This window comes from Burkholderia sp. Bp9090, assembly GCF_003857985.1.
Classification (GTDB): domain Bacteria; phylum Pseudomonadota; class Gammaproteobacteria; order Burkholderiales; family Burkholderiaceae; genus Burkholderia.
In genome coordinates, this window is sequence record NZ_QTPV01000032.1 from 1 (window position 1) to 25,198 (window position 25,198).

General features: G+C 69.2%; 19 protein-coding genes and 3 pseudogenes. 12 read left to right on the forward strand and 10 right to left on the reverse strand.

Annotation, left to right across the window (positions count from 1 at the left end; genetic code table 11):
• Positions 1–73, reverse strand: a pseudogene (locus DIE16_RS24950) (hydrolase); the annotation flags it as partial.
• A 300-nt stretch (positions 74–373) separates the two neighbouring features.
• Between DIE16_RS24950 and DIE16_RS24955 the strand changes: the two are divergent.
• Positions 374–1,267, forward strand: coding sequence for a LysR substrate-binding domain-containing protein (locus DIE16_RS24955; RefSeq protein ID WP_124488879.1), 894 nt, complete (start codon positions 374–376; stop codon positions 1,265–1,267).
• 54 nt (positions 1,268–1,321) lie between these two features.
• On the opposite strand, the gene DIE16_RS24960 is transcribed toward DIE16_RS24955, so the two are convergent.
• On the reverse strand, positions 1,322–3,175 hold the full coding sequence (locus DIE16_RS24960) for a sulfatase-like hydrolase/transferase (RefSeq protein ID WP_124893604.1): 1,854 nt from the start codon (positions 3,173–3,175) through the stop codon (positions 1,322–1,324).
• Positions 3,176–3,302: 127 nt separating this feature from the next.
• On the opposite strand from DIE16_RS24960, the gene DIE16_RS24965 reads away from it, so the two are divergent.
• Positions 3,303–4,325, forward strand: coding sequence for a LysR family transcriptional regulator (locus tag DIE16_RS24965; RefSeq protein WP_260434444.1), 1,023 nt, complete (start codon positions 3,303–3,305; stop codon positions 4,323–4,325).
• Positions 4,326–4,590: 265 nt separating this feature from the next.
• The gene (locus DIE16_RS24970; RefSeq protein ID WP_124522980.1) at positions 4,591–6,840 is read left to right on the forward strand and encodes a bifunctional diguanylate cyclase/phosphodiesterase; all 2,250 of its coding nucleotides are present in this window, start codon (positions 4,591–4,593) and stop codon (positions 6,838–6,840) included.
• A gap of 4 nt (positions 6,841–6,844) precedes the next feature.
• On the opposite strand, the gene DIE16_RS24975 is transcribed toward DIE16_RS24970, so the two are convergent.
• The 3 genes from DIE16_RS24975 to DIE16_RS24990 form a co-directional block, all read right to left on the reverse strand.
• Positions 6,845–7,936, reverse strand: a complete 1,092-nt coding sequence (locus DIE16_RS24975; protein WP_124893605.1) for a diguanylate cyclase domain-containing protein — start codon at positions 7,934–7,936, stop codon at positions 6,845–6,847.
• Between the two features lie 55 nt (positions 7,937–7,991).
• Positions 7,992–8,996 carry a chemotaxis response regulator protein-glutamate methylesterase gene (locus tag DIE16_RS24980; protein ID WP_124893606.1) on the reverse strand — a complete coding sequence of 335 codons (1,005 nt, stop codon included), beginning with the start codon at positions 8,994–8,996 and terminating at the stop codon, positions 7,992–7,994.
• Positions 8,997–9,376: 380 nt separating this feature from the next.
• On the reverse strand, positions 9,377–9,601 hold the full coding sequence (locus DIE16_RS24990) for a hypothetical protein (protein ID WP_039357299.1): 225 nt from the start codon (positions 9,599–9,601) through the stop codon (positions 9,377–9,379).
• Positions 9,602–9,979: 378 nt separating this feature from the next.
• Here DIE16_RS24990 and DIE16_RS24995 point away from each other — a divergent pair.
• The 4 genes and pseudogenes from DIE16_RS24995 to DIE16_RS25010 form a co-directional block, all read left to right on the forward strand.
• Positions 9,980–10,087: pseudogene (locus DIE16_RS24995) on the forward strand (5-oxoproline transporter, DUF969 family subunit); the annotation flags it as partial.
• Positions 10,080–10,289: pseudogene (locus tag DIE16_RS25000) on the forward strand (5-oxoproline transporter, DUF979 family subunit); the annotation flags it as partial. The pseudogenes DIE16_RS24995 and DIE16_RS25000, both read left to right, overlap by 8 nt.
• A 10-nt stretch (positions 10,290–10,299) precedes the next feature.
• Complete coding sequence (locus DIE16_RS25005) at positions 10,300–11,331, forward strand: DUF2891 domain-containing protein (RefSeq protein WP_124893608.1); 1,032 nt, start codon at positions 10,300–10,302, stop codon at positions 11,329–11,331.
• Between the two features lie 154 nt (positions 11,332–11,485).
• Positions 11,486–12,550: an asparaginase gene (locus DIE16_RS25010; RefSeq protein ID WP_124893609.1), complete on the forward strand. Its 1,065-nt coding sequence runs from the start codon at positions 11,486–11,488 to the stop codon at positions 12,548–12,550.
• Between the two features lie 75 nt (positions 12,551–12,625).
• Here DIE16_RS25010 and DIE16_RS25015 read toward each other — a convergent pair whose 3' ends face one another.
• Complete coding sequence (locus DIE16_RS25015) at positions 12,626–13,600, reverse strand: LysR family transcriptional regulator (RefSeq protein WP_044843913.1); 975 nt, start codon at positions 13,598–13,600, stop codon at positions 12,626–12,628.
• Positions 13,601–13,756: 156 nt separating this feature from the next.
• Between DIE16_RS25015 and aspA the strand changes: the two genes are divergently transcribed.
• Together aspA and DIE16_RS25025 are read left to right on the forward strand one after the other, a co-directional pair.
• Positions 13,757–15,163 carry an aspartate ammonia-lyase gene (aspA, locus tag DIE16_RS25020; RefSeq protein WP_124893610.1) on the forward strand — a complete coding sequence of 469 codons (1,407 nt, stop codon included), beginning with the start codon at positions 13,757–13,759 and terminating at the stop codon, positions 15,161–15,163.
• 101 nt (positions 15,164–15,264) lie between these two features.
• Positions 15,265–16,764, forward strand: coding sequence for an amino acid permease (locus tag DIE16_RS25025; protein WP_124893611.1), 1,500 nt, complete (start codon positions 15,265–15,267; stop codon positions 16,762–16,764).
• 33 nt (positions 16,765–16,797) lie between these two features.
• Here DIE16_RS25025 and DIE16_RS25030 read toward each other — a convergent pair whose 3' ends face one another.
• Positions 16,798–17,487: an alpha/beta hydrolase gene (locus DIE16_RS25030; RefSeq protein WP_124893612.1), complete on the reverse strand. Its 690-nt coding sequence runs from the start codon at positions 17,485–17,487 to the stop codon at positions 16,798–16,800.
• A gap of 262 nt (positions 17,488–17,749) precedes the next feature.
• Between DIE16_RS25030 and DIE16_RS25035 the strand changes: the two genes are divergently transcribed.
• Positions 17,750–17,992: an antitoxin gene (locus tag DIE16_RS25035; protein WP_124893638.1), complete on the forward strand. Its 243-nt coding sequence runs from the start codon at positions 17,750–17,752 to the stop codon at positions 17,990–17,992.
• Between the two features lie 15 nt (positions 17,993–18,007).
• On the opposite strand, the gene DIE16_RS25040 is transcribed toward DIE16_RS25035, so the two are convergent.
• Positions 18,008–19,495, reverse strand: coding sequence for an aldehyde dehydrogenase (locus DIE16_RS25040; protein WP_044843918.1), 1,488 nt, complete (start codon positions 19,493–19,495; stop codon positions 18,008–18,010).
• Positions 19,496–19,523: 28 nt separating this feature from the next.
• Complete coding sequence (locus DIE16_RS25045; protein ID WP_124522968.1) at positions 19,524–20,120, reverse strand: thioesterase family protein; 597 nt, start codon at positions 20,118–20,120, stop codon at positions 19,524–19,526.
• Positions 20,121–20,381: 261 nt separating this feature from the next.
• Between DIE16_RS25045 and DIE16_RS25050 the strand changes: the two genes are divergently transcribed.
• Both DIE16_RS25050 and DIE16_RS25055 read left to right on the forward strand, forming a co-directional pair.
• Positions 20,382–21,512 (forward strand): porin, encoded by a 1,131-nt coding sequence (locus tag DIE16_RS25050; protein ID WP_124522966.1) that lies wholly within the window; start codon positions 20,382–20,384, stop codon positions 21,510–21,512.
• Between the two features lie 43 nt (positions 21,513–21,555).
• Positions 21,556–22,947, forward strand: coding sequence for an FAD-binding oxidoreductase (locus DIE16_RS25055; RefSeq protein ID WP_124893613.1), 1,392 nt, complete (start codon positions 21,556–21,558; stop codon positions 22,945–22,947).
• A 97-nt stretch (positions 22,948–23,044) separates the two neighbouring features.
• Here the strand turns inward: DIE16_RS25055 and DIE16_RS25060 are convergent, their stop codons facing one another.
• Positions 23,045–25,174: an acetate--CoA ligase family protein gene (locus tag DIE16_RS25060; protein WP_124893614.1), complete on the reverse strand. Its 2,130-nt coding sequence runs from the start codon at positions 25,172–25,174 to the stop codon at positions 23,045–23,047.
• Positions 25,175–25,198: the final 24 nt, after the last annotated feature.

Sequence of the window (25,198 nt, forward strand, 5' to 3'; positions counted from 1 at the left end):
TGACGATGAACGCCGCGTTCTGCGGGGTGAGCAGGTGGTCGTTCGCGGGATCGCGAATCGGTTCGCTTGCCATGGTTGCCTCCAGAAACAGGACAGGAAGTGAGAGAAATCCCGAGGATCCAGGGTGGGCGGCCGCGGTGTCGGGATCGTCGTTGCGGCGGGGCGCCCGTGCTGTCGCACACGTCCGATACGGTGCGCGCGGCGGGCGAATGCTCCAAGCTTAGTCAATCGATTCGGCGCGCGAGGCACCCGTCAGGGAAAATCTCCGGTCGCGTTCGCGCAATCGATCCCCATCGAAGAACGATGCTATGCGCGCAACAACCGGGTTTCCAGTCCCGTAGAATGCCGTCAGTGTTCTATGGGTGGAACAATCATGGATGACCTGAACGACCTCTACTATTTCGTGAAGGTGGTCGAGCACGGCGGCTTCACGCAGGCGGGGCGGGCGCTGGATGTCCCGAAGTCGACGCTGAGCCGGCGCATCGCCGCGCTGGAAGCGCACTACGACGTGCGGCTGCTGCAGCGGACGACGCGTCATTTCACGGTCACGGAAACCGGCCGCGAATTCTACGAACGCTGCCTCGCGGTGCTGGTCGAGGCCGACGCGGCGCGCGAGGTGATCGAGCGCCGGCACGCGGAGCCGCGCGGGATCGTCCGCTTGAGCTGCCCGACCGCGTTGCTCGAATATCGCGTGAGCGAGCTCGTCGCGCGCTTCATGGCGATCCATCCGGCGGTACACGTGCATCTCGAGGCGACGAACCGCCGGGTCGACCTGCTGAGCGAAGGCTTCGACCTGGCGCTGCGCGTGCGTTTCCCACCGCTGGAGGACAGCGACCTCGTGATGCGGATTCTCGGCGACAGCCCGCAGCGGCTGGTGGCCGCGCCGCAGTGGCTGGCCGGACGCACGGTGCCGGCCGACCCGGCCGAGCTGGCCGGCGAGCCGAGCCTCGACTGGGGGCCGCCGCGGCAGCACGTGTGGCAGCTGGTCGGGCCGAACGGCGAGCAGGCGCAGCTGCGCCATCATCCGCGCTACATCTCCGACGACATGCACGCGTTGCGCGACGCGGCGATTCATGGCGTCGGCATCGTCCAGTTGCCGTGCATGGTCATCGAGGACGACCTGCGCGACGGCACGCTGATCGACGTGCTGCCGGGGTGGGCGCCGAAGGGCGGCGTGATTCACGCGGTGTTCCCGTCCCGGCGCGGGCTCCTGCCGCGCGTGCGGCTGCTGATCGACTTCCTCGCCGAACACATCCGCAAGGACTGACGGCGATGGGGCGCCGTCATCGGACGGCGCCTTTCGATCACGCCTTCCGCGCCGTCAGTGATGCTTGCGGATCTGCACCTGCACCTTTCCGTCGCGGATCGGCATCACATCGGGGCTGTCGTCGCCGACTTCGCTCGCGATCAGGTCGTTCAGCCGGCCGTTCATCGCGAGCAGCAGCTCGCCTTGCTGCTTGCGGTCCCGCGCGAGATTGTGCATTTCGGCCGGATCGTTCGTGACGTCGAACAGCTCGACGTCGTTGCGCGCGAACAGGTCCTCCAGCGTCGTCGGCCGGTTGAACTCGAGCGGCGAGAAATAGCGCGTGAACCGATAACGGCCGTCGTACACGCTGCGGATCGTGCCGCGCAGCCGGAAGTCGGGCTGCTGCGCGAGCGCGCGACGCAGCAGCGCGTCTTCGGGCACGCCTTTTTGCCGCAGCGCGGTCAGCTCCTTGAGCATCCATTCGCTGTCGTAGTAGAGCAGCATCGCGTAGTTGAACAGCGTGGCGTCGCGTGCCGCGTGCAGCTTCGCGTCGGCCGGCTTCGCGAGCCAGCGCGTGAGGTCGTGGCCCTTGAGCGCGTCGCCGCGGATCGACGCGGAGCGCGGGGTGTCGATGCCGGTCAGCCCGAGCAGCGTCGGCGCGATATCGATGTGCGACGTCAGCGCATCGCACTGCGTGCCGCCCGGATACGCGGGATGGCGGATCACGAGCGGCACGTGGTTCTGCGGCTGATACGCGGTCGCGCCCTTGCCGACGAGCTGGTGGGCGCCGACGTGATCGCCGTGGTCGGCCGTCATCACGACGATCGTGCGCTCGTCGAGGCCGAGCGACTGCAACGACTGCAGCAGGCGCACGACGTGCGTGTCGCAGTCGCGGATGCAATTGAAGTAGTTATCCTGGTAAATGCGCAGGCGTTCGTCGGTGAACGGATAGCGGCCGACGAGGTTCGCATGCGCGGCATTGAACATCCCGTGCGCGGCCGGTCGTCCGGGCGCGTCGTACGGCTGCCGGCGCGACGCCGCGAGCGGCACGTCGCGCCACGACGTGCGATACAGCGCGTCGTCGGGCGGTGGCGCGTTGCCGAGCATCGGATGGTTCGCGTCCTGCACGGCCGAGCCGTTCGTGTCGGTGTTCACGAACATCACGTCGTGCGGATTGACGAGGTTCACCGCGAGGAACCACGGCTTGCCTTCCTTCTCGAGCCGCGGCGCATGGTTGCGCATCCAGCTCACCGCGGCCTCGGTCGTGATGCCATCGTATTGATAGCCGCCGCGCACCATCCCGATCAGATCGCCGACGCCGAAGTAGTCGTCGAAGCCGTACGCGCGGATCGTGCGGTTGTAGTCGGCCACCGGCGCGGTGTACGGGCTCGTGGTTTCGTGCATCGTCGCGCTCAGGTGCCACTTGCCGAGATACGCGGCGTAGTAGCCGGCGTCGCGCAGCATGTGGCCGACGGTGCGCACGTCCGGCGACATGTCCTTCTGCCAGGGCATGCCCGCGTTGTCGAGCACGCCGGTGTGCTGGATGTGCTGTCCGGTGTAGACGGTGGAGCGCGACGGCGAGCACACGCACGCGGCGATCTGGTGGCGCGTGAACGTGATGCCGTCGCGGCGCAGCGCTTCGCGGCCCGGCGCGGGAAACGGCCAGCGGTCGAAGTGGCGCTCCTGGTCGGTCAGGATGAACAGGATGTTGTAGCCGGCGGGCGGCGCGGCGGGTGCCGTCGCCGCGCCGTGAAACGCGGGCGCGGGCCCGGCGTCGCCGCTTGCCGCGGCTGCCGGGGCGGCCGGCACCGCGTTGGCCGTGCGAGCGTCCGCGCCGAAACCGGCCGCCGCGACCGCCGCGCCGGCGAGCTTGAGGAACTGGCGCCGGGCCGCGGGTGCGCCGGCGGTGGGGTCCTGATCGTCTTTCACGTCGTTGTCTCCTGTTCGTGCCGGCGCGCGCCGGGGGTTTTCATGCCGACGACTATGCGGCACGATCGCGTATCGATCGATGAAAGATCGCGATCGATCGATAACCCCCGGAACATGAATGACGGAGATGTCAGTGACTTTCGCGACCCGCGGCCCGGGCGGCCGCCTTGCGCCGGACCCGCTCGCGCCGCCCGGCGCGCCGGCCCACGACCCGCGCATCGCGCAGGCGCTGCGCCGGCTGCGGCTGCGCGACCTCGAGACGCTCGACGCGCTCGCCCGCACGCGCAGCTTCGCGCGCACGGCCGAGGCCGCGTCGATCACGCAGCCGGCGCTGTCGAAGTGGCTGCGCGAACTCGAGGCGTCGCTCGGCCTGCTGCTGTTCGAGCGCACGTCGCGCCGCGTCGCGCCGACCGCGTACGGCGATGCGCTGCTCGAATGCATCGGCCGCGTGCTGACCGACTTGCGCGGCGTCGCGCCCGCGTTCGACGCGTTGCGCACCGGCGCCGGCCGCCCGGTGTCGATCGGCCTGCTGCCGAACATGGCGCCGCAACTGATTCCGGGCGTGCTCGCCTGGCTGCGCGACGCGGGGCGCGCGGTGCAGCTCAACGTTCGCGAGGACACGCTCGACCGGATGCTCGCGCAGGCGCAGCGCCACGAACTCGACCTGCTGGTGTGCCGGCTCGACGTGTCGGCGCTGCGCGCAGGGCTCGACATCGCGCCGCTCTATCGCGACGACATGATCGTCGTGTGCGGGCCGCGCCATCCGCTGCTGCGGCGCCCGCGAGTCGGCTGGCGCGACGCGGCGGCGTTTCCGTGGATCGCGCCGCCGCTCGGCTCGCCGGCGCGCACGGCGCTCGATGCCGAGTTCGCGAAGGCGGGCCTCGCGCCGCCGGTCGTGATGATGGAATCGGTGTCATGGCAGACCAACCGCGCGGTCGCCGAACAGACGCCGTGCCTGTTCGTGCAGTCGGCCCGCGCGTTCGGCATGGCGGCGGCCGCCGGCGAGCGTGTCGGCCGCTTGCCGCTGAAGCTGTCGACGATGCCCGACACGGTCGGCGCGCTGTTCGCGGCGCCGGCGGGCACGTCGGTGGCGGCCGCGATCGACGCGCTGAAGGCGGTCACGCGCGAGCCGCCGGGCGGGCACGCGTGAGGCGCCGCGCGCGCCAACCGTCTGATGAATCGGGCGCCGCCACGCGCGTCGCCGCGCATGCGGGGCGCGACCGCGCGTAAGCCCTGATGCACGCGGATGCGCGGGGCCGCGCGGATTGGTGTTAAATGTATTTTGGTACGCGTCGCGACGCGCGCTCTTGGGGACGCACCGGGCTCTCGTAAACCCGGAGCGATGAAAAAACGGCACGAAGAATCGCTACGAATCGGGCGCATCAGACCCGGTCGAACTGACGGCAGGATTCATCTTGAATACCGAACCGCAAAGTTCTCGCTACAGTCTCGGCCTCGCAGCGGAAGTGCTCGCATCCGAGCAAAGCGTGCTGAGGCTGATCACACGCAATACACCACTGCCGGAACTGCTCGTCGAGGTCTGCCGGCGCGCCGAGGCGCTGCTCGGCGACGGCGCGTCGTGCACGATCCTGCTGCTCGACGCGGACGGCGTGCACGTGCACGTCGGTGCCGCGCCGTCGCTGCCCGTGCAGTACAGCGCGGCGATCGACGGCGCATCGATCGGGCCCGCCGCGGGCTCGTGCGGCACGGCGATGTACGAGCGCCGGATGATCGCCGTCGAAGACATCGAAACCGATCCGCTGTGGGCCGCCTACCGTTCGTTCGCGTTGCCGCACGGCCTGCGCGCGTGCTGGTCGGTGCCGTTCCTGGACGATACGGGCACCGTGCTCGGCGCATTCGCCGTCTATCACCGTACGCCGCGGCGGCCCACCGACACCGAAACCGACCTGCTGCGCGATATCGGCAACAGCGTCGGCCTCGCGGTGCACCAGGACTGGATCGCGCGGCAGCTCGCTCGCAGCGAGGAACATCACCGCCTGGTCGTCAACAGCCTGAACGAAGGGATTCTCGTGGTGTCGCGCGACGGCATGGTGATCGCGAGCAATCCGAGCGCGAACCGGATGATGCGTGCGAAGGGCGACCTCGTCGGCCGCCGGCTGTCGACGGTGATCCTGTACAAGCTGCGCGAGGACGGCACACCGCTCGCCCCCGACGACTGGCCGAGCCGGCTCGCGTTCACCACGGCCATGCCGCAGCTCGACTACTCGGTCGGCTTCGGGCTCGCCGACGGCGACGTCATCTGGGTGCGCGGCAACGCGGTGCCGATCGTGAAACCGGGCGAGACGCAGCCCGAATCGGTGCTCGTGTCGTTTCACGACATCGGCCCCGTGCGCGAAGCGCAGCAGCAACTGCGCTACCTGGCGACGCGCGACGCGCTGACGGGCCTCTACAACCGGCGCTGGCTCTCCGAACGGATGCGCGAGCTGTTCGGCGCGCGCGAGGCGGCGGCCGGGCCTGCGCATGTCGCGATCCTGTTCCTCGATCTCGTCGGCTTCAAGAAGGTCAACGACACGGCCGGCCACGAGGCCGGCGACGCGCTCTTGCGCAGCGTCGCGGCGCGCCTCGCGGCCTGCGCGGGCGGGCGCCACGCGCTCACGCGCGTCGGCGGCGACGAGTTCGTGATCCTCGTCGACCACTGCGACGATCCCGACGAGCTGGCCGTGCTCGCGCGCGAGGTGATCGACACGATCGCGCAGCCGTTCGAGATCGCGAACAACGAATACTGGCTCGGCGTGTCGATCGGCATCAGCGTCGCGCCGCGCGACGGCGACGATTCGGTCACGCTGATGCGCAACGCCGACTCCGCGATGTACGACGCGAAGCAGCGCGGCCGCAACCACTTCACGTTCTTCACCGCGCAGCTGAACCAGCGCCTGCAGCGCCGCTTCGCGATCGAGCAGTCGCTGCGGCGCGCGTTCTCGTCGGACATGCTGCGGCTCGCGTACCAGCCGGTCGTCGACGCGCGCAGCGGCCGCACGGTCGGCGCCGAAGCGTTGCTGCGCTGGACGAGCCCCGAACTCGGGCCGATGTCGCCGGCGGAATTCATTCCGGTCGCGGAAGATACCGGGCTGATCGTCGCGATCGGCCAGTGGGTGCTCGAAACGGCCTGCCGGCAGGCCGCCGAATGGCGCCGCACGATCGCGCCCGACCTGACGCTCGCGGTCAACCTGTCGCCGCGGCAGTTCCACGAGGGGCTCGTCGAGTCGGTCTACCACTGCCTCGCGCAGACGCAGCTCGATCCGGGGGCGCTCGAACTGGAGATTACCGAAGGACTGCTGATGAACGACACGGACACCGTGCTGCCGATGCTCGAAGCGCTCACGGACATGAACGTGCGGATCTCGGTCGACGATTTCGGCACCGGCTACTCGTCGCTCGCCTACCTGAAGCGTTTCCCGCTGCACAACCTGAAGGTCGACCGATCGTTCGTATCGGGCGTGCCCGATCATCGCGACTCGGTCGCGATCACGCAGGCCGTCGTCGCGATGGCGCATTCCCTCGGGATGAAGGTCACCGCGGAAGGCGTCGAGACCCAGGCGCAGTCGTGGTTCCTGCAGCAGATCGGCTGCGACATGCAGCAGGGCTACCTGTTCGGCCGGCCGCTCGATCCGACCGATTACGCGCGCCGGCTCGTCACCGTGTAGGCATTCAGGCGAAACCGCCGCCGGCCGGCGGAACCGGGGGCGCCGGCGGCGCGTCGATCTCGACGCGATTCTTGCCGTCGTGCTTCGCGCGATACAGCGCGCGATCGGCCGCCTCGATCAGCGAGGTGGTCGGCAGGCCGGGGGCCGGCACGATGCTCGCGCCGCCGATGCTGATCGTCACGTAGCGGCCCGTCGACGCGTGCACATGCTCGAGCCGCAGCGACTCGACCGCGAGGCGGATCTTCTCGCCGAGCAGCCGCGCGGCGCCCGGCGACGTGGCCGGCATCACGACCGCGAACTCCTCGCCGCCGAAACGCGCGGCGAGATCGCCGGACTGCCCGAGACAGCGTTCGATGGTCGTCGCGACCTGCTTGAGCACGCTGTCGCCCGACACGTGGCCGTACGTGTCGTTGTACAGCTTGAAGTTGTCGACGTCGATCATCAGCAGCGACAGCTCGCTGCGCTCGCGCGTGCCGCGCCGCCATTCGGCGGCCAGGTATTCGTCGAGATAGCGGCGGTTCGACAGCCCGGTCAAGCCGTCCGAGTGCGTGAGGCGCCGCAGTTCGAGATTGGCCTCGAGCAGTTGCTGCTGCGATTGCCGCAGCGCGCGGTAGGCCTCGTCGCGCTGCAGCAGGTTCATGTACGAGCGCGAGTGATAGCGGATCCGCGCGACCAGTTCGATGCGGTCGGGCAGTTTCACGAGATAGTCGTTCGCGCCGGCCGCGAACGCGGCGCTCTTGATCACTGGCTCTTCCTGCGTCGACAGCACGATGATCGGCACGTCACGCGTCGCCGGATTCGCGCGGTATGCCTTCACGAGGCTCAGCCCGTCGATGCCGGGCATCACGAGATCCTGCAGGATCACGGTCGGCCGCGTCTCGATCGCGGTCGCCAGCGCGTCGTCCGAGCGCGGGCAGTAGTGGAAGTCGATGCCGTCCTCGTCGACGAGCGCGCGCCGGATGGCTTCCGCGACGATCGTCTGGTCGTCGACGAGCAGGACCATCGCGGGGGTGTCGGCGTGCGGCGTGGGCGGCACGTGCAAGGCGTCGAACGCCGCCTGCAGGCTGCCGGGCGGGCGGGTGAGGTCGCTGGTCATGATTGATGCGGGGTCGCGCCATGGCTGCGACGGGTGTGACAGGGTTTCATTGGGTTCAGATTCGCGCGAGTGCCGCCAGCTCGCCCGCGATGCGCTCGAGCGGCAGGATCGCGCGGGCCGCGCCGAGCGTCGCGGCCGCCTTCGGCATGCCGTAGACGGCGCTGGTCGCCTCGTCCTGCGCGATCGTGTGATAGCCCTTCATCCGCAGGGCCTTCAGGCCGATCGCGCCGTCGCGTCCCATGCCGGTCAGCAGCACGCCGATCACGCGGCCCGGCCAGTGCTCGGTCAGGCTGTTGAAGAACACGTCGACCGACGGCCGGTACGGCGTGGCGGCCGGTTCGCGCGTGTATTCGAGCGTGCCGGTGCGCGTGATGCGCAGGTGATCGTCGGTCGCCGCGAGCAGCGCGACGCCCGGCTGCGGGCGGTCGCCTTCGTGCGCGACGCGCACGGTCAGCGGCGTCTGGCCGTCGAGCCATTGCGCCATGCCTTCGGCGAACGCGCGATCGACGTGCTGGACGATCACGATCGGCGCGCTGAAGTCGGCCGGCAGGCTGCCGAGGATCGACGCGAGCGCGCCGGGGCCGCCGGCGGACGCACCGATCGCGATCAGCGGGCCGCCGCCCGCGCGCGAGGCCGTGCCGGCCGCGCGGACACCGCCGGGCGCGTCGAGCAGGCGGCCGATCTGGTCGATCTTGGCGAGCAGCAGCCGCGCGGTGTCGCCGGCCGCGTCTTCGCCGAGGCGAGGCGTATCGACCGCGTCGAGCGCGCCGGCACCCATCGCTTCGAACACGCGCCATGCGTTCGCGCCGATGCAGCTCGTCACGATCAGGATCGCGCACGGGCGGGCGGAACGCATGATCCGCCGCGTCGCCTCGATCCCGTCGCACTTCGGCATGACCAGGTCCATCAGCACGACGTCGGGCGGTTGCGCGGCGCACAGTTCGACGGCTTGCGCGCCGTCGGTCGCGACCCACAGCACGCGATGCTCGGGCCGGCGCGCGAGCGCGCGGCGCATCGCCTCGACGGCAAGCGGGAGGTCGTTGACGATGCCGATATTCACAAGCGGGATGCTCCGGTCGGTTCGTAGTGTTGGGTATGGGCCGGGTTCATGAAAGGCAGTGCCGGTTCGGCGCCGCCGAACGGCATCGGCGGGCGCGCGGCACGGAATTCTTTTCGATTGGCGACGTCCGCATGCTGTCATGCGGCGCGAGCGGCGGCAATCGAAAAAATTGCGCATTGCGTCGTTTCAGACCCTTTTCTCTATTCCGGGGCGACATTTTTTGCCGCCCGCGAAGGCGGACGGCCATCTGCGGGACGATGCGGCAGTGCGGAAACCCGTTGCCGGCGCGTTCGTTTTAGCGGGAAACGGGCGGGCGCATGCGCGGGCATCGGCGAGCCGGCCGCGCAGGCCGGCGCACCGCGCCGGGCGCGTTCAGTCGATCAATGGCTGCGCGCGTACCCCTGGATCAGCGCGCGCATCATCCCTTCGACGGTTGCGTCGAGCAGGTCGGCTTCCTGCTCCGATTCCTCGACGAGCGCGGCATAGGCGGTCGCGAGCGTCACGCGGTCGACTTCGTGGCGTTGTTCCATCAGCGTCACCATCCCGTCCTTCGCCAGATGAGCGGAGAACGCGCGGCTGCCGATGGTCTGGAATACGTCAATCATGGCGGCTCTCCCGAACGTTGCCGATGCCTTCCAGTTTAGTCGGCGCACCGGCGCTCCGCCATGCGCGGCGGGCGCGCGGGCCGCCCGCGGTTCGCGCGGCGCAAGCGTGCATGCCGCGCGCGCCGCCGTTGCCGCCCGCTGCCGACCGCTCGGGCCGCACACGGTCGAAACACCGCTGACACACCGCTGGCACACGGCTGACATACGGCAGGCACAAGGCCGGCGCACGGTGGTACCGGTTTCAACGTTTGGCCGAAGCCTTAAATTGTCGACTTTTTATCGATAAAATCTGGTGTTGGATTTTGCGGCCTGAACCCGGTCGAAACCGGGCGGACAGCACGTCGTCACGGCGCCGCGCATCCAACACGAGGAGGAGCAATGCTGGTGCTGATTGGCGTGCCGATCGTCGTGATCGGTTTCGCGCTGCGCTTCAACGCGCTGCTGGTGGCGACGATCGCGGGTCTCGCGACGGGCTGGCGGGCGGGATGCGATCCTCGGCGCGATCGGGATGCTGAGCGACTTCTGCGGTACGCTGACGACGCCGATGGCCGCGAACTTCAACATCGTGCCGGCCGCGCGGCTCGCACTGAAGGACAAGAACGGCGTGATCGAGGCGCAGTGGCCGACCGCCGTGCTGCTGCTGGCCGTCAACACGCTGCTGATGTACGCGTTCGTATTCCGCTTCTGACGAGATGCCCATGACCGACCGACTGACCCCCGAACTCGCCTCGAAATTCGCGTCGCTCGCGCTCGCGCACCTGACCCGCGAATATCCGAACAGGCTCACCCATTCGCTCGAAGGCCCGCACGACGTGCAGGGGCCGCGCGCATTGCACCCGATCTTCTACGGCAGCTACGACTGGCATTCGTGCGTGCACGGCTACTGGCTCGTGCTGCGCGTGCTCGAACGCTATCCGGCGCTGGCGGAAGCCGAGCGGATCATCGCCGTCGTCGACGCGCATTTCACCGACGCGAACGTCGCCGGCGAACGCGCGTACCTCGCGCTGCCGCACAACAGCGGCTTCGAGCGGCCGTACGGATGGGCGTGGCTGCTGGCGCTGTCCGCGCAGCTGGAGCGGCTCGCGCTGAAGGGCGTGGTGCCGCAGGCCGCCCGCTGGGCGAAGACGATCGCGCCGCTCGCCGACCTGTTCGTCGCGCGCTTCGAGACTTTCCTGCCGAAGGCGACCTATCCGCTACGGGTCGGCACGCACTTCAACACCGCGTTCGCACTGGCGCTCGCACTCGACTTCGCGCGCGCGACGCAGCGCGACGGGCTCGCGGCGCTGATCGTCGATACCGCGAAACGCTGGCACCTGAACGATGTCGCGTGCCAGGCGTGGGAGCCGTCGGGCGACGAGTTCCTGTCGCCCGCGCTGATGGAGGCGGAGCTGATGCGGCGCGTGCTGCCGGCCGCCGAATTCGACGGCTGGTTCGCGCGTTTCCTGCCGGATCTCGCGCGCGGCGAGCCCGCGACGCTGTTCGTGCCGGCGACGGTCAGCGACCGCAGCGACGGCAAGATCGCGCATCTGGACGGCTTGAACCTGAGCCGCGCGTGGTGCCAGCGCGCGCTGGCCGGCGCGCTTCCGGAAGGCGATGCGCGACGCGCGAGGCTGCTCGATGCGGCCGACCGGCATCTCGCGAGCGCGCTCGCGCACGTGGCCGGCGATTACATGGGCGAGCACTGGCTCGCGACGTTCGCGCTGGTGGCGATCGAAGGCTCCGTGTACTGAATCTGTCAGGTTTTCGTGGGGGCCGATGGCTTTGCATCCGGCGCAATACCACTTTCCACCGGCCGACCGGCTCGACCCCGCGGCAGACTCGATACACTGCCGTACCGGTTGCACGGGCCCCGGCATTCAGGCCCCGACGAAGGAGACAAGACAGATGGACACCCAACGCGCAGCGGTCGTGACGTACCGCGGCAAGGCGATCGAGAACAAACACGTCGCCGACGTGGCGGTGGTGGATGCCGGCGGCAAGCTGCTGTTCCGGCTCGGCGATCCGTACCGGATGACGCTCGCGCGCTCGGCGGCGAAGCCGGCCCAGGCGCTGTCCGTGATCGAGACGGGCGCGCCCGAGCGGTTCGGTTTCGACGACGCGGACATCGCGTTGATGTGCGCGTCGCACAGCAGCGAGGAGCGGCACATCGCGCGCACGCGGGCGATGCTGGAGAAGGTCGACGCGCAGGAGTCGGATCTGCGGTGCGGCGGGCATGCGCCGCTGTCGGACGCGGTGTACCGGTCGTGGATCAAGCGCGACTACACGCCGACCGGCGTCTGCAGCAACTGTTCGGGCAAGCATGTCGGGATGCTGGCCGGCGCGCGGGCGATCGGCGCCGCGATCGCCGACTACCATCTGCCGGAGCATCCGATGCAGGTGCGCGTGAAGCAGGTGGTCGCCAACGCGTGCGGCCTGCGCGACGACGAGGTCGACTGGGCGATCGACGGCTGCAACCTGCCGACGCCGGCGTTCCCGCTCGATCGCCTCGCGCGTCTTTACGCATCGCTGGCCGACGGCGCGGATACGGTGGCAGCCGGCGGCGCCGCGGCGACCGGTCGCGTGCGCGCGCTGGCGCGCATTCATCATGCGATGACGGCCCATCCGGAGCTGGTCGCCGGGGAAGGGCGCTACTGCACGGTGCTGATGGATGCGTTCGACGGGCAGGTCGTCGGCAAGCTCGGTGCGGATGCGTGCTACGGGATCGGCGTACGCGCATCGGCGCGCACGCGGGCGCTCGGCGCCGACGGCGCGCTCGGCCTCTCGGTGAAGATCGAGGACGGCAACATCGACGTGCTGTACATGATGGTCAGCGAACTGCTCGAGCGTCTGCAGATCGGCACGGACGCGCAGCGCGCGCGGCTCGCCGCGTTCCACCGGCCGCGGATGCTGAACACGCAGGGTGTCGAGATCGGGCACGCGACGTTCCCGTTCGAATTGCAGCTGGCCTGACGGGCGTCGGCGCACCGATGCCGAGGGCCGCGGTGCGCAGCGGCGCCGCGTTGCCGGCCGGCGCGACGGCAGCCGCTACGCGCCCGCGTCGCGAATCTTCGCCAGCTCGACTTCCGACAGCTCGCCGATGTGCGCGAGATGCTCCATGAGGAAGTCCTTCAGCACGCGCAGCTTCGCCGAGCTGCGCCGGTTCGACAGATACGCGATGTAGATGTAGTCGCCCGTCAGCTTGTTCTGCAGCCGGTAGCGCGGCAGCACGGCTTCGAGCCGACCGCTCGCGAGCAGGTCGCGCACCAGCCAGATCTCGAATTCGGCGATGCCGAGCCCCGCGCAGGTCGCATCCAGCAGCAGTTCCGAATGATCGGTGACGAGGTTGCCGGCCGGCAGCACGCTGTGCCGCGCGTCGCCGCGCACGAGCTCCCAGCGCGGATCGCCTTCCGGGTGCACGTAGCGCAGGCAGTTGTGATGCCGCAGGTCGTCCGGCGTCGCGGGGCGCCCGCAGCGGTCGAGATAGCCGGGCGTCGCGCACAGGATGCTGTCGTTGCGCGACAACCGGTGGACGACCAGGTTGTCCAGGTAGTTCTCGCCCTCGTGAATGTCGAGGTCGAAGCCGCCGGCGACGAGGTCGTTGTGGTTGTCGGTGAGCCGCACGTCGAGCTGGATCGTCGGGTAGCGTGCGAGAAACGGCGCGATCAGCGGCGCGAGGTGGCGGCGGCCGAACCCGACCGGCGCGGTGAGCTTCAGCGGGCCGCTCGGCTGCGAATTGAGCTCGGCGACGACGCGCAGCGTGTCGTCGAGATCGGCGATCAGCGTGACCGCGCGTTCCAGGTAGATGTGGCCGGCCTCGGTCAGCGTCACGCTGTGCGTCGAGCGATGCAGCAGCGCGACGCCGAGCGCGTCCTCGATCGCCGTGATCTTGCGCGCGACGGTGGACGTCGACACGTGCATCTCCTTCGCGACCGCGGAAAAACTCCCCATTTCGACGACCCGCACGAACGCGCGCATCGCGCCGAGGTGATCGATGCCGGTGTCTCTTGCCATTGTTTTCATTCGTCTCTCGCTGTTGCGTCCCACGCAAAACCGATTTCGATAATACAGAGGCGAGCTTCTTTATGCAAAGGCATAGAATGCGATCCCGTCGCACGGGGAAGCGGTGAACGCAGCCGCGTTGCCGCGGCGGCACGAGACATTTCAGGAGGGGCACCCATGACGGAAAACGGCTTCCGCGTCGAAGCGGATCTCTTAGGGAAACGAAGCATTCCGGATTCGGCGTACTACGGCGTCCATACGCTGCGCGCGAAGGAGAACTTCGACATTTCGGGGCGCACGATCGCGTCGCTGCCGTATCTCGTCATGGCGCTCGCGGCGGTGAAGGAAGCCGCGGCCGACGCGAACTGCGGGCTCGGGCTGCTGCCGCACGCGTATCGCGACGCGATCGCCGCCGCCTGTGTCGAGATTCGCGAAGGCCGCCTGCACGACCAGTTCGTGGTCGACATCATCCAGGGCGGGGCCGGCACGTCGACCAACATGAACGCCAACGAGGTGATCTGCAACCGCGCGCTCGAGATCATGGGGCACGCACGCGGGCAGTACGAATACCTGCATCCCAACGAGCACGTCAACCTCGCGCAGAGCACGAACGACGTCTATCCGACCGCGATCCGGATCGCGACCTGCTTCGCGGTCGAGCATCTGCTCGACGCGATGGCGCGCCTGCGCGATGCGTTCGCGGAGAAGGCCGACGCGTTCTCGGATCTGCTGAAGCTCGGCCGCACGCAGTTGCAGGACGCCGTGCCGATGACGCTCGGCCAGGAGTTCTCGACCTACGCGGTGATGGTGACGGAAGACATCGCGCGCCTGCAGGAAGCCGGCTTGCTGATGCGCGAGATCAATCTCGGCGCGACCGCGATCGGCACCGGCATCACCGCGCATCCGCAGTACGCGGAGAAGGCGCTGGCCGCGCTGCGCCGCATCACCGGCCTGGACCTGAGCACCGCGCCGAACCTGATCGAGGCGACGCAGGACTGCGGCGCGTTCGTGCAGGTCTCCGGCGTGCTGAAGCGGATCGCGGTCAAGCTGTCGAAGATCTGCAACGACCTGCGGCTGCTGTCGAGCGGCCCGCGTGCCGGCTTCGGCGAAATCAACCTGCCGCCGGTGCAGGCCGGCTCGTCGATCATGCCGGGCAAGGTGAACCCGGTGATTCCGGAAGTCGTGAACCAGGTTGCGTTCGAAGTGTTCGGCAACGACCTGACTGTGACCTTCGCCGCCGAGGCCGGCCAGCTTCAGCTCAACGCGTTCGAGCCGGTGATCGCGAGCGCGCTGTTCCGCAGCTTCGGCCATCTGACGGCCGCCTGCACGACGCTCGCGGACCGCTGCGTGAGCGGAATCACCGCGAACCCCGAGCGGTTGCGCGAAACGATGGAGCGGTCGGTCGCGCTCGCGACCGCGCTGAACCCGTACATCGGCTACAAGCGCGCGACCGCCGTGGCCGCCGAGGCGCACGCGAGCGGCAAGTCGATCCGCGAAGTCGTGCTCGATCGCCAGCTGATGACCGCCGCGCAACTGGACGAGGCGCTGCAGCCCGAAGCGCTGATCCGTCCGCGCGCGTACTGATTCCGGCCGCGCGGCGCCGGCGCCTGCCGCCGGCGGCCCGCGCGCGGCCGTTCCCGAGCGCCCGTCGACGGGCGCGACACATCAAGAAACGGAGACACACCATGAAGCACGCCAGCGAGCGCGCGGCCGACCCGGCCGGCGGCGCGGACCCCCGTCACGCCGATCGCGATGCGATGTTCGCGTCGCACGAGGCCGGCTATGCGCAGCACCTGAAGCCCCGACACGTGCAGATGATCGCGATGGGCGGTGCGATCGGCACCGGCCTCTTTCTCGGCGCGGGCGGCCGCCTGCAGAGCGCGGGGCCCGCGCTGGCCGTCGTGTATCTCGTGTGCGGCGCATTCGCCTTCCTGATTATGCGCGCACTCGGCGAGCTCGTGATGCACCGGCCGACCAGCGGCTCGTTCGTGTCGTACGCACGGGAGTTCATGGGCGAGCGCGCGTCGTTCGTCGCGGGCTGGATGTACTACCTGAACTGGGCGACCACCGGCATCGTCGACATCACCGCGGTGGCGATCTACATGAAGTACTGGGCCGTGTTCACCGACGTGCCGCAGTGGGTGTTCGCGCTCGGCGCGCTGGGGATCGTGTCGGTGATGAACATGATCGGCGTGAAGGTGTTCGGCGAGATGGAGTTCTGGTTCTCGATCGTCAAGGTGGGGACGCTCGCGCTGTTCCTCGCGGTCGGCGCCGTGTTTCTCGCGAGCGGCCATCCGGTTGCCGGGCAGATGCCGGGGCTGCACCTGATCGCGGATCACGGCGGGATCTTCCCGCACGGGATCCTGCCGGCGGTGCTGATCGTGCAGGGCGTCGTGTTCGCGTATGCGAGCATCGAGCTCGTCGGTGTCGCGGCGGGCGAGACCGCCGATACGCGCAAGGTGCTGCCGAAGGCGATCAACAGCGTGATGTGGCGCATCGCGCTGTTCTACGTCGGCTCCGTCGTGCTGCTGACGATGCTGCTGCCGTGGACCGCGTACAGCGCGCACGAAAGCCCGTTCGTCACGTTCTTCAGCAAGCTCGGCGTGCCGTACGTCGGCACGGTGATGAACGTCGTGGTGCTGACCGCCGCGCTGTCGAGCCTGAACTCCGGCCTCTATTCGACCGGGCGCGTGCTGCGTTCGCTCGCGATGGGCGGCTCGGCGCCGCGCTTCGTGTCGCGGATGAACGCGCGCGGCGTGCCGTACGGCGGGATCCTGGTCACGGTCGCGGTCAATGCGATCGGCGTGCCGCTGAATTACATCGTGCCGGCGCAGGCGTTCGAGATCGTGCTGAACATGGCGTCGCTCGGGATCATCACGACCTGGGGCTTCATCGTGATGTGCCAGATCCTGTTCCGCCGCGCGGTCAATCGCGGCGAGCTGAGCCCCGTGTCGTTCCGGATGCCCGGCGCGCCGTTCACGTCGTGGCTCACGCTCGGGTTCCTGGTCAGCGTGCTGGTGCTGATGGCGTTCGATTACCCGGGCGGCACGTGGACCGTCGCGATGATTCCGGTGGTCGTGCTCGCGCTGGTGGTCGGCTGGAAGCTGGCCAAGCGCGGTGCCGCGCGAGAGGCTGCTGCCGAGGCTGGCGTGCCGATCGTTGCCGATCCGGCGAGCAACGTCTGACGACAGGCCCGGGCGGGCGACCGCCCGGTGCGCTCAGTTCAACCCGGCGCGTGCGCCGACCCAGCGGCTGAAGTCGCCGGCCATCTGCGCGGTCAGCTCGTGGCCGGCGTCATAGAGCTGCGTGTCGTGCGCGACGCCGAGCGCCGTCAGTTTCGCGTCGGCCGTGTTCGCCCACGCGACCGGCAGCTTGTCGTCGAAGCGGCCGTGCATCACCAGCGCGTGCAGCGGGCTCAATGCATCGCGCGACGCGATCAGCGGATCGATCTCCGGCAGGATGCGCCCGCACAGCACCGCGAACGCGGCGACGTCGGCCGGCGAGGTGAGACCGACGCTCGCGCTCATGATGCCGCCCTGGCTGAAGCCGGCGATCACGGTCGGCAAGGCGGCGGGTTCGTTCCCGGTGTCCCGCGCGCGCAACGCGCGCAGCAGCGCGATCAACTGCACACGGCTCGCCTCCGCGCGGGCCGCATCGATTTCCGGGCCGTTCGGGCCGAAGCGCACCGGAAACCACGCGTGCTGGCCGGGGCCGAACGTCAGCGGCCCGCGCACGAACGCGATTTCGACGCGCGGATCGATCGTGCCGGCCAGGTTCAGCAGGTTGGTTTCGTTGCCGCCGACGCCGTGCAGCAGCAACAGGCGGCCCGCGGGGCGGCCGGCGGCCGGGCGCAGCCGGTAGTGGAGGCCGGATTCGGGGTCGGTGGTCAGCGGCAGGACGTCGGTCATTGCGTGGGTCCGGTGGGGAAGTGATCCGACAGTCTAGAACGTGCGGGCGGGGAGATGAATCGCCGGATGGTGATTGATTGTTTCCTGATGGGAATGAATGTGGAGCCGGAATGTCCGATATTGGGTACGGCTACGCGTGTTCCGTCGCGAGCAAATTTCCCGAAAGGCGACCGTTCATCACCAATATGTCGACCGCACGACTCGCCGCCGCGACCCACAGTTGGCAAAATATCCACGCTTTGTCGATGCATGGAGTGCCGAGATGGAGACCGCCAGGATTTCCGAGCATGATGGATCGCAGGCTGTTTGCTTGCCGAAGGATTTCCGCTTCGATACCACGGAGGTCCGGATTCGGCGGCACGGCGCGTCTGTCATCCTCGAGCCCGTGCCGCAAGGCTGGGCGTGGTTGATGCCACTGATCGGCCCGGTTGATGCCGATTTCGAGGAGGCTTCGACAAGCGCGCCCGCCGCTCATGAACGCTCCGGGCCGGACGTGTTCGAATGAAGTTTCTGCTGGATATCACCGCAACCGGATCACCGTCGACTTCAACTCCGTGTACTTCTCCAGCGCGTGCAATGAGTTGTCGCGCCCGTTGCCCGATTCCTTGAAGCCGCCGAACGGGAAGTTCATGTCGTCGGTTTCCTCGTAGCCGTTCACCCACACCGTGCCGGCCCGCAGCCGCCGCGCGGTTTCGTGCGCGGTCGTCAGGTTCGCGGTCCACACCGACGCCGCGAGCCCATAACGCGTGTCGTTCGCGAGCGCGACGGCCGTATCGAGATCGTCGAACGCCGTCACCGCCAGCACCGGCCCGAAAATCTCCTCGCGCACGATCCGCGCATCGGCCCGCGGACAGTCGAACACGGTCGGCTCGACGTACTGGCCGCCGCTCGCGGCGCGCGCGCGCCGGCCGCCCGCGAGCAGCGTCGCCTCGTCGCGGCCGGCATCGACGTAGCCGAGCACGCGCTCGACCTGGGCGGCGTCGATCAGGCTGCCCATCCGCGTGTCCGGCGACAGCGGATCGCCGGGCGCATACTCGGGCGCGATCGCGAGCACGCGCGCGACCAGTTCGTCGCGGATCGCGCGATGGACGAGCAGGCGCGAACCCGCCGTGCACATCTGCCCGGTGTTGTAGAACACCGCATGCGCGACGGTGCGCGCCGCGCGTTCGAGATCGGGGCAATCGGGCAGCACGATCTGTGGCGACTTGCCGCCGAGTTCGAGCCATACGCGCTTCAGGTTCGAATCGGCCGCGCAGCGCGCGACTTTATGGCCGACCGCGGTCGAGCCGGTAAACGCGATGCAGTCGACGTCCGGATGCCGCGCGAGCGCTTCGCCTGCATCGCCGAACCCCGGCAGCACGTTCAGCACGCCGGCCGGCAGCCCGGCCTGCACGGCCAGCGCGGCGAGCCGCAGCGCGCTCAGCGGTGACTTCTCGGACGGCTTGAGCACGACGCTGTTGCCCGCCGCGAGCGCGGGCGCGCATTTCCACATCGCGATCATCGCGGGGAAATTCCACGGCACGACAGCCGCGACCACGCCGATCGGCTCGCGCGTGACGAGCCCGACGAGATGCGCGTCGGCCGGCGCGACCTCGCCGCCGGTCTTGTCGATCGCCTCGGCGAACCACTCGGCGCAATACGCGGTGGACGGGATGTCGATCGTGGTCGTATCGCCGATCGGCTTGCCGGTGTCGAGCGTTTCGAGCAGCGCGAGATCGTTCGCGTGCTCGCGGATCAACGCGGCCCAGCGGAGCAGCACACGCTTGCGTTCGCGCGGCGATGCGTCGCGCCAGATGCCGCTTTCGAACGCGCGCCGCGCGGCGGCGACCGCGAGGTCGGCGTCGGCCGCGCGGCAATGCGCGACCTGCGCGAGCACGCGGCCGTCGATCGGGCTCGTGCATGTGAAGGTGGCGCCGTCGTGCGCGTCGCGGAACGTGCCGTCCACGAACGCGCGGGAAGCGATGTCGAGCTGGCCGGCGCGGCTGCGCCAGGCGTCGTGCGTCTGCATGGGAAAACTCCGTCGTGGTTCGGCTTGGTCAGCGGGAAGTGGAAGCAGCGGAAGCAGCAGGGGCCGCGCGGCGGATCGCGATCGCACGGCCCGCGTGCGGCTCGCGCGGCGCGCGCGCATGCTCGGCGTGAATCGCGTCGAGATGCCGGCGGATCGCGTCCGGAAACGGCGCCGAGCGTTTCGCGCGCATGTCCACGTGCGTGAGCAGCTGTTCGCCGGTCGCGAGTTGCGCGCCGGTCGTCGCGTGATGCATCGAATGGAACACGTGCAGCCGGCGATCGTCCAGGTCGAGCAGCCGCACCGTGAGCCGCAGCGGCTCGCCGAGCATCGCTTCGCGCAGGTGGCGGATATGCGTTTCCGCGGAATAGATCGAGCAGCCGGCGTCGCGATAGTCGTCGTCGATGCCGAAGTAGCGGAAGAACGCATCGCTGCTGTCGCCGAACACGAGCAGGTAGCACGACTCGCTCATGTGGCCGTTGTAGTCGACCCACTCGGGCTGCACGATGCAGCGATGCAGTTCGAGCGGCGTCGCGATCGGCGCGGCCGGGTCGTACGGGCGCGACTTCTGTCCTTCGTAGGCCGAGCGCAGGCGCGGCTCGGCGGCGGGGCTGAGGGTGGTCGTCATCCAGTGCACTCCGAGGTTCGGAACGGGCCCGCACGTCGTCCGCGGGGCTGCCGGTCGATGTTATGACGGGTTGAACGTTTTTTCAATAATGAAATCGCCGATGGGTGTAAACACCGGTGCAGCTGCTCTCGTCAATCGATTGAACATTCATTCAGCAAAACCTATACTCGCCAGCGCCGCGGTGCCGAAGCGAAGCAGGCGGGCGGCGTTCACGCACAACGAAAATCGAGCCGCCGCGCGCGGCAACCGGAGACACCGAAAATGAAGAAGCGCTTCCTGCTGGCCGGCATGATGTCGGTGATGGTCCACGGCTACGCCCATGCCCAGAGCAGCGTGTCGCTGTACGGGATCATCGACGGCGGCATCACCTACGTGAACAACACGGGCGGCGCGCATGCGTACCTGTTCGACGACGGCGTGTCGTACGGCAACCGCGTCGGCCTGATGGGCACCGAGGATCTCGGCGGCGGCAACAAGGCAGTGTTCAAGCTCGAGAGCGGCTTCCGGCTCGGCACCGGCAGGCTGAACCAGGGTGGCGCGATGTTCGGGCGGCAGGCGTACGTCGGGCTCGGCAACGACTGGGGCACGCTGACGTTCGGTAATCAGTACGACTTCGCATTCGACTTCACGGCCGCGTACAACGTCAGCGCGTTCGGCAGCGGCTACGGCGTGCATCTCGGCGATTTCGACCGCCAGAGCGGGGACCGGCTGCAGAACGCGGTGAAATTCGTCAGCAACAGCTTCCACGGGCTCGTGGTCGGCGGCATGTATTCGTTCAGCAACGACGCGGGCAGCTTCCATGACGGGAGCGCATGGAGCGTGGGCGCGAGCTACACGCACGGCGATTTCTCGGCGGGCGGCAACTACACGCGGCTCAACGCGCCACGCCGGCTTGCCGCGCTCGATCCGTATGCGCAGATGGGCGTGCGGACGATGCTCGGGCAGACGGTCGCGACGGTCGACCCGGCGACGGGCGCCGTCACCGACCTGCACGATTCGACGCCGTTCTCGATCGATTCGCAATCGATCTTCGGTGTCGGCGCGTCGTACACGTTCGGCAAGCTGACGCTGAACGCGGACTTCAGCAACACGACGTTCAAGGGCTACGGACAATCGTCGACGATGCGCGTGTACGAAGCGGGCGGCCTGTACCAGGCGACCGTGCCGCTGTCGCTCGTCGCCGGCTATCAGTACACGACGTTCGAAGGTCATCACTGGCACGAAGTCGCGCTCGGCGCGCATTACGCGCTGTCGAAGCGCACCGACGTGTATGCGGCGGTCGACTGGATGCGTGCATCGAACGGCGTCGACGCGGTGATCGGCTACAGCTTCACGCCGTCGACGAGCCGCACGCAGGCCGCCGCGCGCATCGGCATGCGGCACAATTTCTGATCCTCACTCGCTCCCGGGCCGGGTTCGGCCGGCCCCGTCGATCATGTCCGATCCTTCCTTGAACGGCGACGTCGTCGCCGCACTGCGCGACGCACTCGGCGACGATTGCGTCAGCGTGGGCGACGCCATCGGCGCGCGTCATTTCACGAACTACGGCGAAGCGGCCGGCCCGCGGCCGCGTGCGTTGGTGCGGCCGCGCAGCGTCGACGACGTGAGCCGCGCGCTCGCGATCTGCACCGCGCATCGTCAGACGGTCGTGCCGCAGGGCGGGATGACGGGGCTCGCGGCCGGCGCCGGGCCCGGTGCGCAGGACGTCGTGCTGTCGCTCGAACGCATGAAGGGCGTCGTCGAGATCGATGCGGACGCGGCCACCGTCACCGCATGGGCCGGCACGACGCTGCAGGAGCTGCAGCAGGCAGTGGACGACGCAGGATTCGCGCTCGGCATCGATCTCGGCGCGCGCGGCTCGTGCCAGATCGGCGGCAACGTCGCGACCAATGCGGGCGGCAATCGCGTGATCCGCTACGGTACGACGCGCGAACAGGTACTCGGCCTCGAGGTCGTGCTGGCCGACGGTACCGTGCTGAGTTCGCTGAACAAGATGCTGAAGAACAACGCGGGTTACGACCTGCGGCAGATTTTCGTCGGCAGCGAAGGCACGCTCGGCGTCATCACGCGTGTCGTGCTGCGGCTGCATCCGCGGCTCGCCGCGCCATCCACCGCGTTGTGCGCGGTGCGCGATACGGCGGCGGCGCTCGCACTGCTGCGCGACGCGCGTGCGGCATGCGCGGACTTGCTGAGCTTCGAGGCGATGTGGCCGGCGTTCTACGGCTACGTGTGCGCGCATACGCCCGGCACGCGCGCGCCGCTGCCGGCGGACGGCGGCGTCAAGGTGCTGATCGAATGCGCGAGCGGCGATGCCGCGCAGACGGCCGAACGGTTCGAAGCGGTGCTGGCCGACTGGCTCGAACGCGGGCTGATCGACGATGCGGCGCTCGCGCAGACCGCGGCCGATGCGCAGGCCTTCTGGACGGTGCGCGAAGGGCTCGCGATCGACGATCTCCCCGGCGTCGTCAATTTCGACGTCGGCATTCCGCCGCGCGCGACGGAGAAGTTCATCGACGCGTGCGAGCGCGCGCTGAACGCACGCTGGCCCGGGGCGCACGTGTTCTTCTTCGGCCACCTCGGCGACAGCAACCTGCATGTGTGCGTTTCCGCGCCGTATGCGACGGGCGAGGGCGCGCACGACGTCGACGCGGTGTTGTATCCGCTCGTGCGCGATGCGGGCGGCTCGGTGTCGGCCGAGCACGGGATTGGCCGCTACAAGCGCGACTGGCTCGGTTGTTCGCGCAGCGACGTCGAGATCGCCGCGATGCGACGTCTCAAGCATGCATTCGATCCGTTCGGACTTCTGAATCCCGGCAAGGTGATCTGAACGGCGGAGCGTTCTTCGTTTTCGACGGAAGGCTCGGCAATCAGGCAGCGGCCCGCTCGCGCATCGCGCGAGCGGGCCGCCGCGTTTCAGGCCGGCATCACGCGTCGAGCCGCACCAGCGCATCGACGGCCACCGCGCCGCGTTCCATCACCAGCAGCGGATTGACGTCGAGTTCGACGAGCGTGTCGGCATGCGCCTGTGCGAAGCGTGCGATCGCCATCACGTTCGCGACGACCGCATCGAGATCGGCCTTCGGCCGCCCGCGATAGCCGGTCAGCAGCGGGCCGAGCTTCAACCCGAGCAGTGCGTCGCGCACGTCGCTTTCGCGCACCGGCAGCAGCAGCGTCGCGGTGTCGCGGATCAGTTCGACCAGCACGCCGCCGGTGCCGAGCACCAGCGCGAGACCGAAATTCGGCTCGCGCTTCACGCCGACGATCAGCTCGAGCAGCGGCGCGTCGGCCATCTTCTCAACGAGGATGCGTTCGACGTGCACATCCGGCGCATGACGCGCGACCTGTTCGGTCATTCGCACGACGGCCGCGGCGACGGCTTCGGGCGAGCCGAGCTTCAGCGCGACCGCGCCGGCCTCGGTCTTGTGCGGCAGGCGATCGCTGACCACTTTCACGCAGACCGGAAAGCCGAGCCGCTGCGCGGCGGCCGGCGCATCGGCGGGCGCGACGCATTCGGCCGGCGGCACGTCGAGCCCGTGCGCGGCCAGCATCCGCTTGCTCGCCCATTCGTCGTGCAGCGTCGCGGTGCCGTGGCCGCCGTCGCCCGCGCGCAGCACCGGCAGCGCGTTCAGCGCGTCGGCGTCGAGCACGCGGCGGCGCGTGTCGCCGTAGGCCATCGCCGCGCCGATCGCAGCGATCCCGTCGGCCAGCCCCTGCAGCGGCGCGACGCTGGCGGCGGCCATGCGGGCCGCGTGATCGGGCGGCGTCAGGTCCGGAAACACCGAAATCACAGCGCCGACCACGCCGTGCTGGCGTGCGGACGCCGCGAACGCGTCCGCGGCGATATCGCACAGCGGCCGCTCGCCGGTCGCTTCCTGCGGATAGTCGAGGATCATCGCGGCGGCGCCCGGGCGATCGGCGAGCAGCGCGTCGCAGCACGCGCGCATCTTGTCGGGGTCGCCCCACGGCGTGGTCGTGAAGTCGAGCGGGTTCGCGATCGTCGCGTACGCGGGCAGCACGTTGCCGAGCGCGTCGCGGCCGGCATCGCCGACCGGCGGAAAAGCGATGCCGCGCGCTTCGCCGAGATCGGCGACGAGCCCCGCATCGCCGCCGGACGTCGCCAGCGCGGCGAGCGTGCGGCGCTCGGGCACGCCTGCGATCGCGAGCAGCTTCAATGTCTCGACGAGGCCGACCGGGTCCTTCACGCGAATCACGCCGAGCCGCCGGAACAGCGCGTCGTACAGCGCGTCCGAGCCCGCGAGCGAACTCGTGTGGCTCATCGCGAGCTGCGCGCCGAGCGTCGACGTGCCGCTCTTCAGCGCGACGATCGGCACGCCGCGCGCGAGCGCGCGGGCCGCGGCCTCGCTGAACGCGCGCACGTCCTTCAGCCCTTCGAGGTGCACGCCGATCGCGCGGATGCGCGGATCGTCGACGAACGCATCGACGAGGCGCGCGATGTCGACCGACGCCTGGTTGCCGACGCTCGCGAGATACGCGAACGGCACCGAGCGCGCGCTCATCGACAGGTTGTACGCGAGGTTGCCGCTCTGAGTGATCACCGCGACGCCCGATTCGACGCGCGGCGCGCAATGCGCGACCGGCCACAGCGCGCTGCCGTTCAGCCCGTTGATCAGGCCGTAGCAATTCGGGCCGAGCACGGCCATGTCGCCGGCCGCGTCGACCAGCGCCTGCTGCAGCGCGGCGCCGTCGGCGCCCGTTTCGGAGAAACCCGACGCGTAGACGATCGCGCCGCCGGCGCCGCGTGCGGCGAGCGCGCGCACGACGTCGATCGCCTGGCGCGCGGGCACCGCGACGAACACGGCGTCCGGCGCGGCGGGCAGGTCGGCGACGCTCGCATGGCAGCGCACGCCGTCGATCTCCGCATGATTCGGATTGACGAGCCGGATGTCGCCGGCATAGCCGTAATCGCGACAGCGCTGCACGGCGCCCGCGATGCCGCGTCCGCCGACGAACGCGATGCTGGCCGGGTCGAGCAGCCGGCGCAGATTGGCCGCCGCGGCCGCGCGGCGATCCCTGACTGCGGGAGAGGAAGTCATGAAAGGTCCTTTCGGAAGTCGCGC

Bases quoted from the DNA above. Each gene is read 5' to 3' on its own strand.
- DIE16_RS25035 (WP_124893638.1), top strand. From the start codon at position 17,750: ATGGAGACCGCCAGGATTTCCGAGCATGATGGATCGCAGGCTGTTTGC.
- DIE16_RS24955 (WP_124488879.1), top strand. From the start codon at position 374: ATGGATGACCTGAACGACCTCTACTATTTCGTGAAGGTGGTCGAGCAC.
- DIE16_RS25005 (WP_124893608.1), top strand. From the start codon at position 10,300: ATGACCGACCGACTGACCCCCGAACTCGCCTCGAAATTCGCGTCGCTC.
- DIE16_RS25055 (WP_124893613.1), top strand. From the start codon at position 21,556: ATGTCCGATCCTTCCTTGAACGGCGACGTCGTCGCCGCACTGCGCGAC.
- DIE16_RS25050 (WP_124522966.1), top strand. From the start codon at position 20,382: ATGAAGAAGCGCTTCCTGCTGGCCGGCATGATGTCGGTGATGGTCCAC.
- DIE16_RS25010 (WP_124893609.1), top strand. From the start codon at position 11,486: ATGGACACCCAACGCGCAGCGGTCGTGACGTACCGCGGCAAGGCGATC.
- DIE16_RS25045 (WP_124522968.1), bottom strand. From the start codon at position 20,120: ATGACGACCACCCTCAGCCCCGCCGCCGAGCCGCGCCTGCGCTCGGCC.
- DIE16_RS25015 (WP_044843913.1), bottom strand. From the start codon at position 13,600: ATGAAAACAATGGCAAGAGACACCGGCATCGATCACCTCGGCGCGATG.
- DIE16_RS24975 (WP_124893605.1), bottom strand. From the start codon at position 7,936: ATGACCAGCGACCTCACCCGCCCGCCCGGCAGCCTGCAGGCGGCGTTC.
- DIE16_RS25030 (WP_124893612.1), bottom strand. From the start codon at position 17,487: ATGACCGACGTCCTGCCGCTGACCACCGACCCCGAATCCGGCCTCCAC.
- DIE16_RS24965 (WP_260434444.1), top strand. From the start codon at position 3,303: ATGTCAGTGACTTTCGCGACCCGCGGCCCGGGCGGCCGCCTTGCGCCG.
- DIE16_RS24990 (WP_039357299.1), bottom strand. From the start codon at position 9,601: ATGATTGACGTATTCCAGACCATCGGCAGCCGCGCGTTCTCCGCTCAT.
- DIE16_RS25060 (WP_124893614.1), bottom strand. From the start codon at position 25,174: ATGACTTCCTCTCCCGCAGTCAGGGATCGCCGCGCGGCCGCGGCGGCC.
- DIE16_RS25025 (WP_124893611.1), top strand. From the start codon at position 15,265: ATGAAGCACGCCAGCGAGCGCGCGGCCGACCCGGCCGGCGGCGCGGAC.
- aspA (WP_124893610.1), top strand. From the start codon at position 13,757: ATGACGGAAAACGGCTTCCGCGTCGAAGCGGATCTCTTAGGGAAACGA.
- DIE16_RS25040 (WP_044843918.1), bottom strand. From the start codon at position 19,495: ATGCAGACGCACGACGCCTGGCGCAGCCGCGCCGGCCAGCTCGACATC.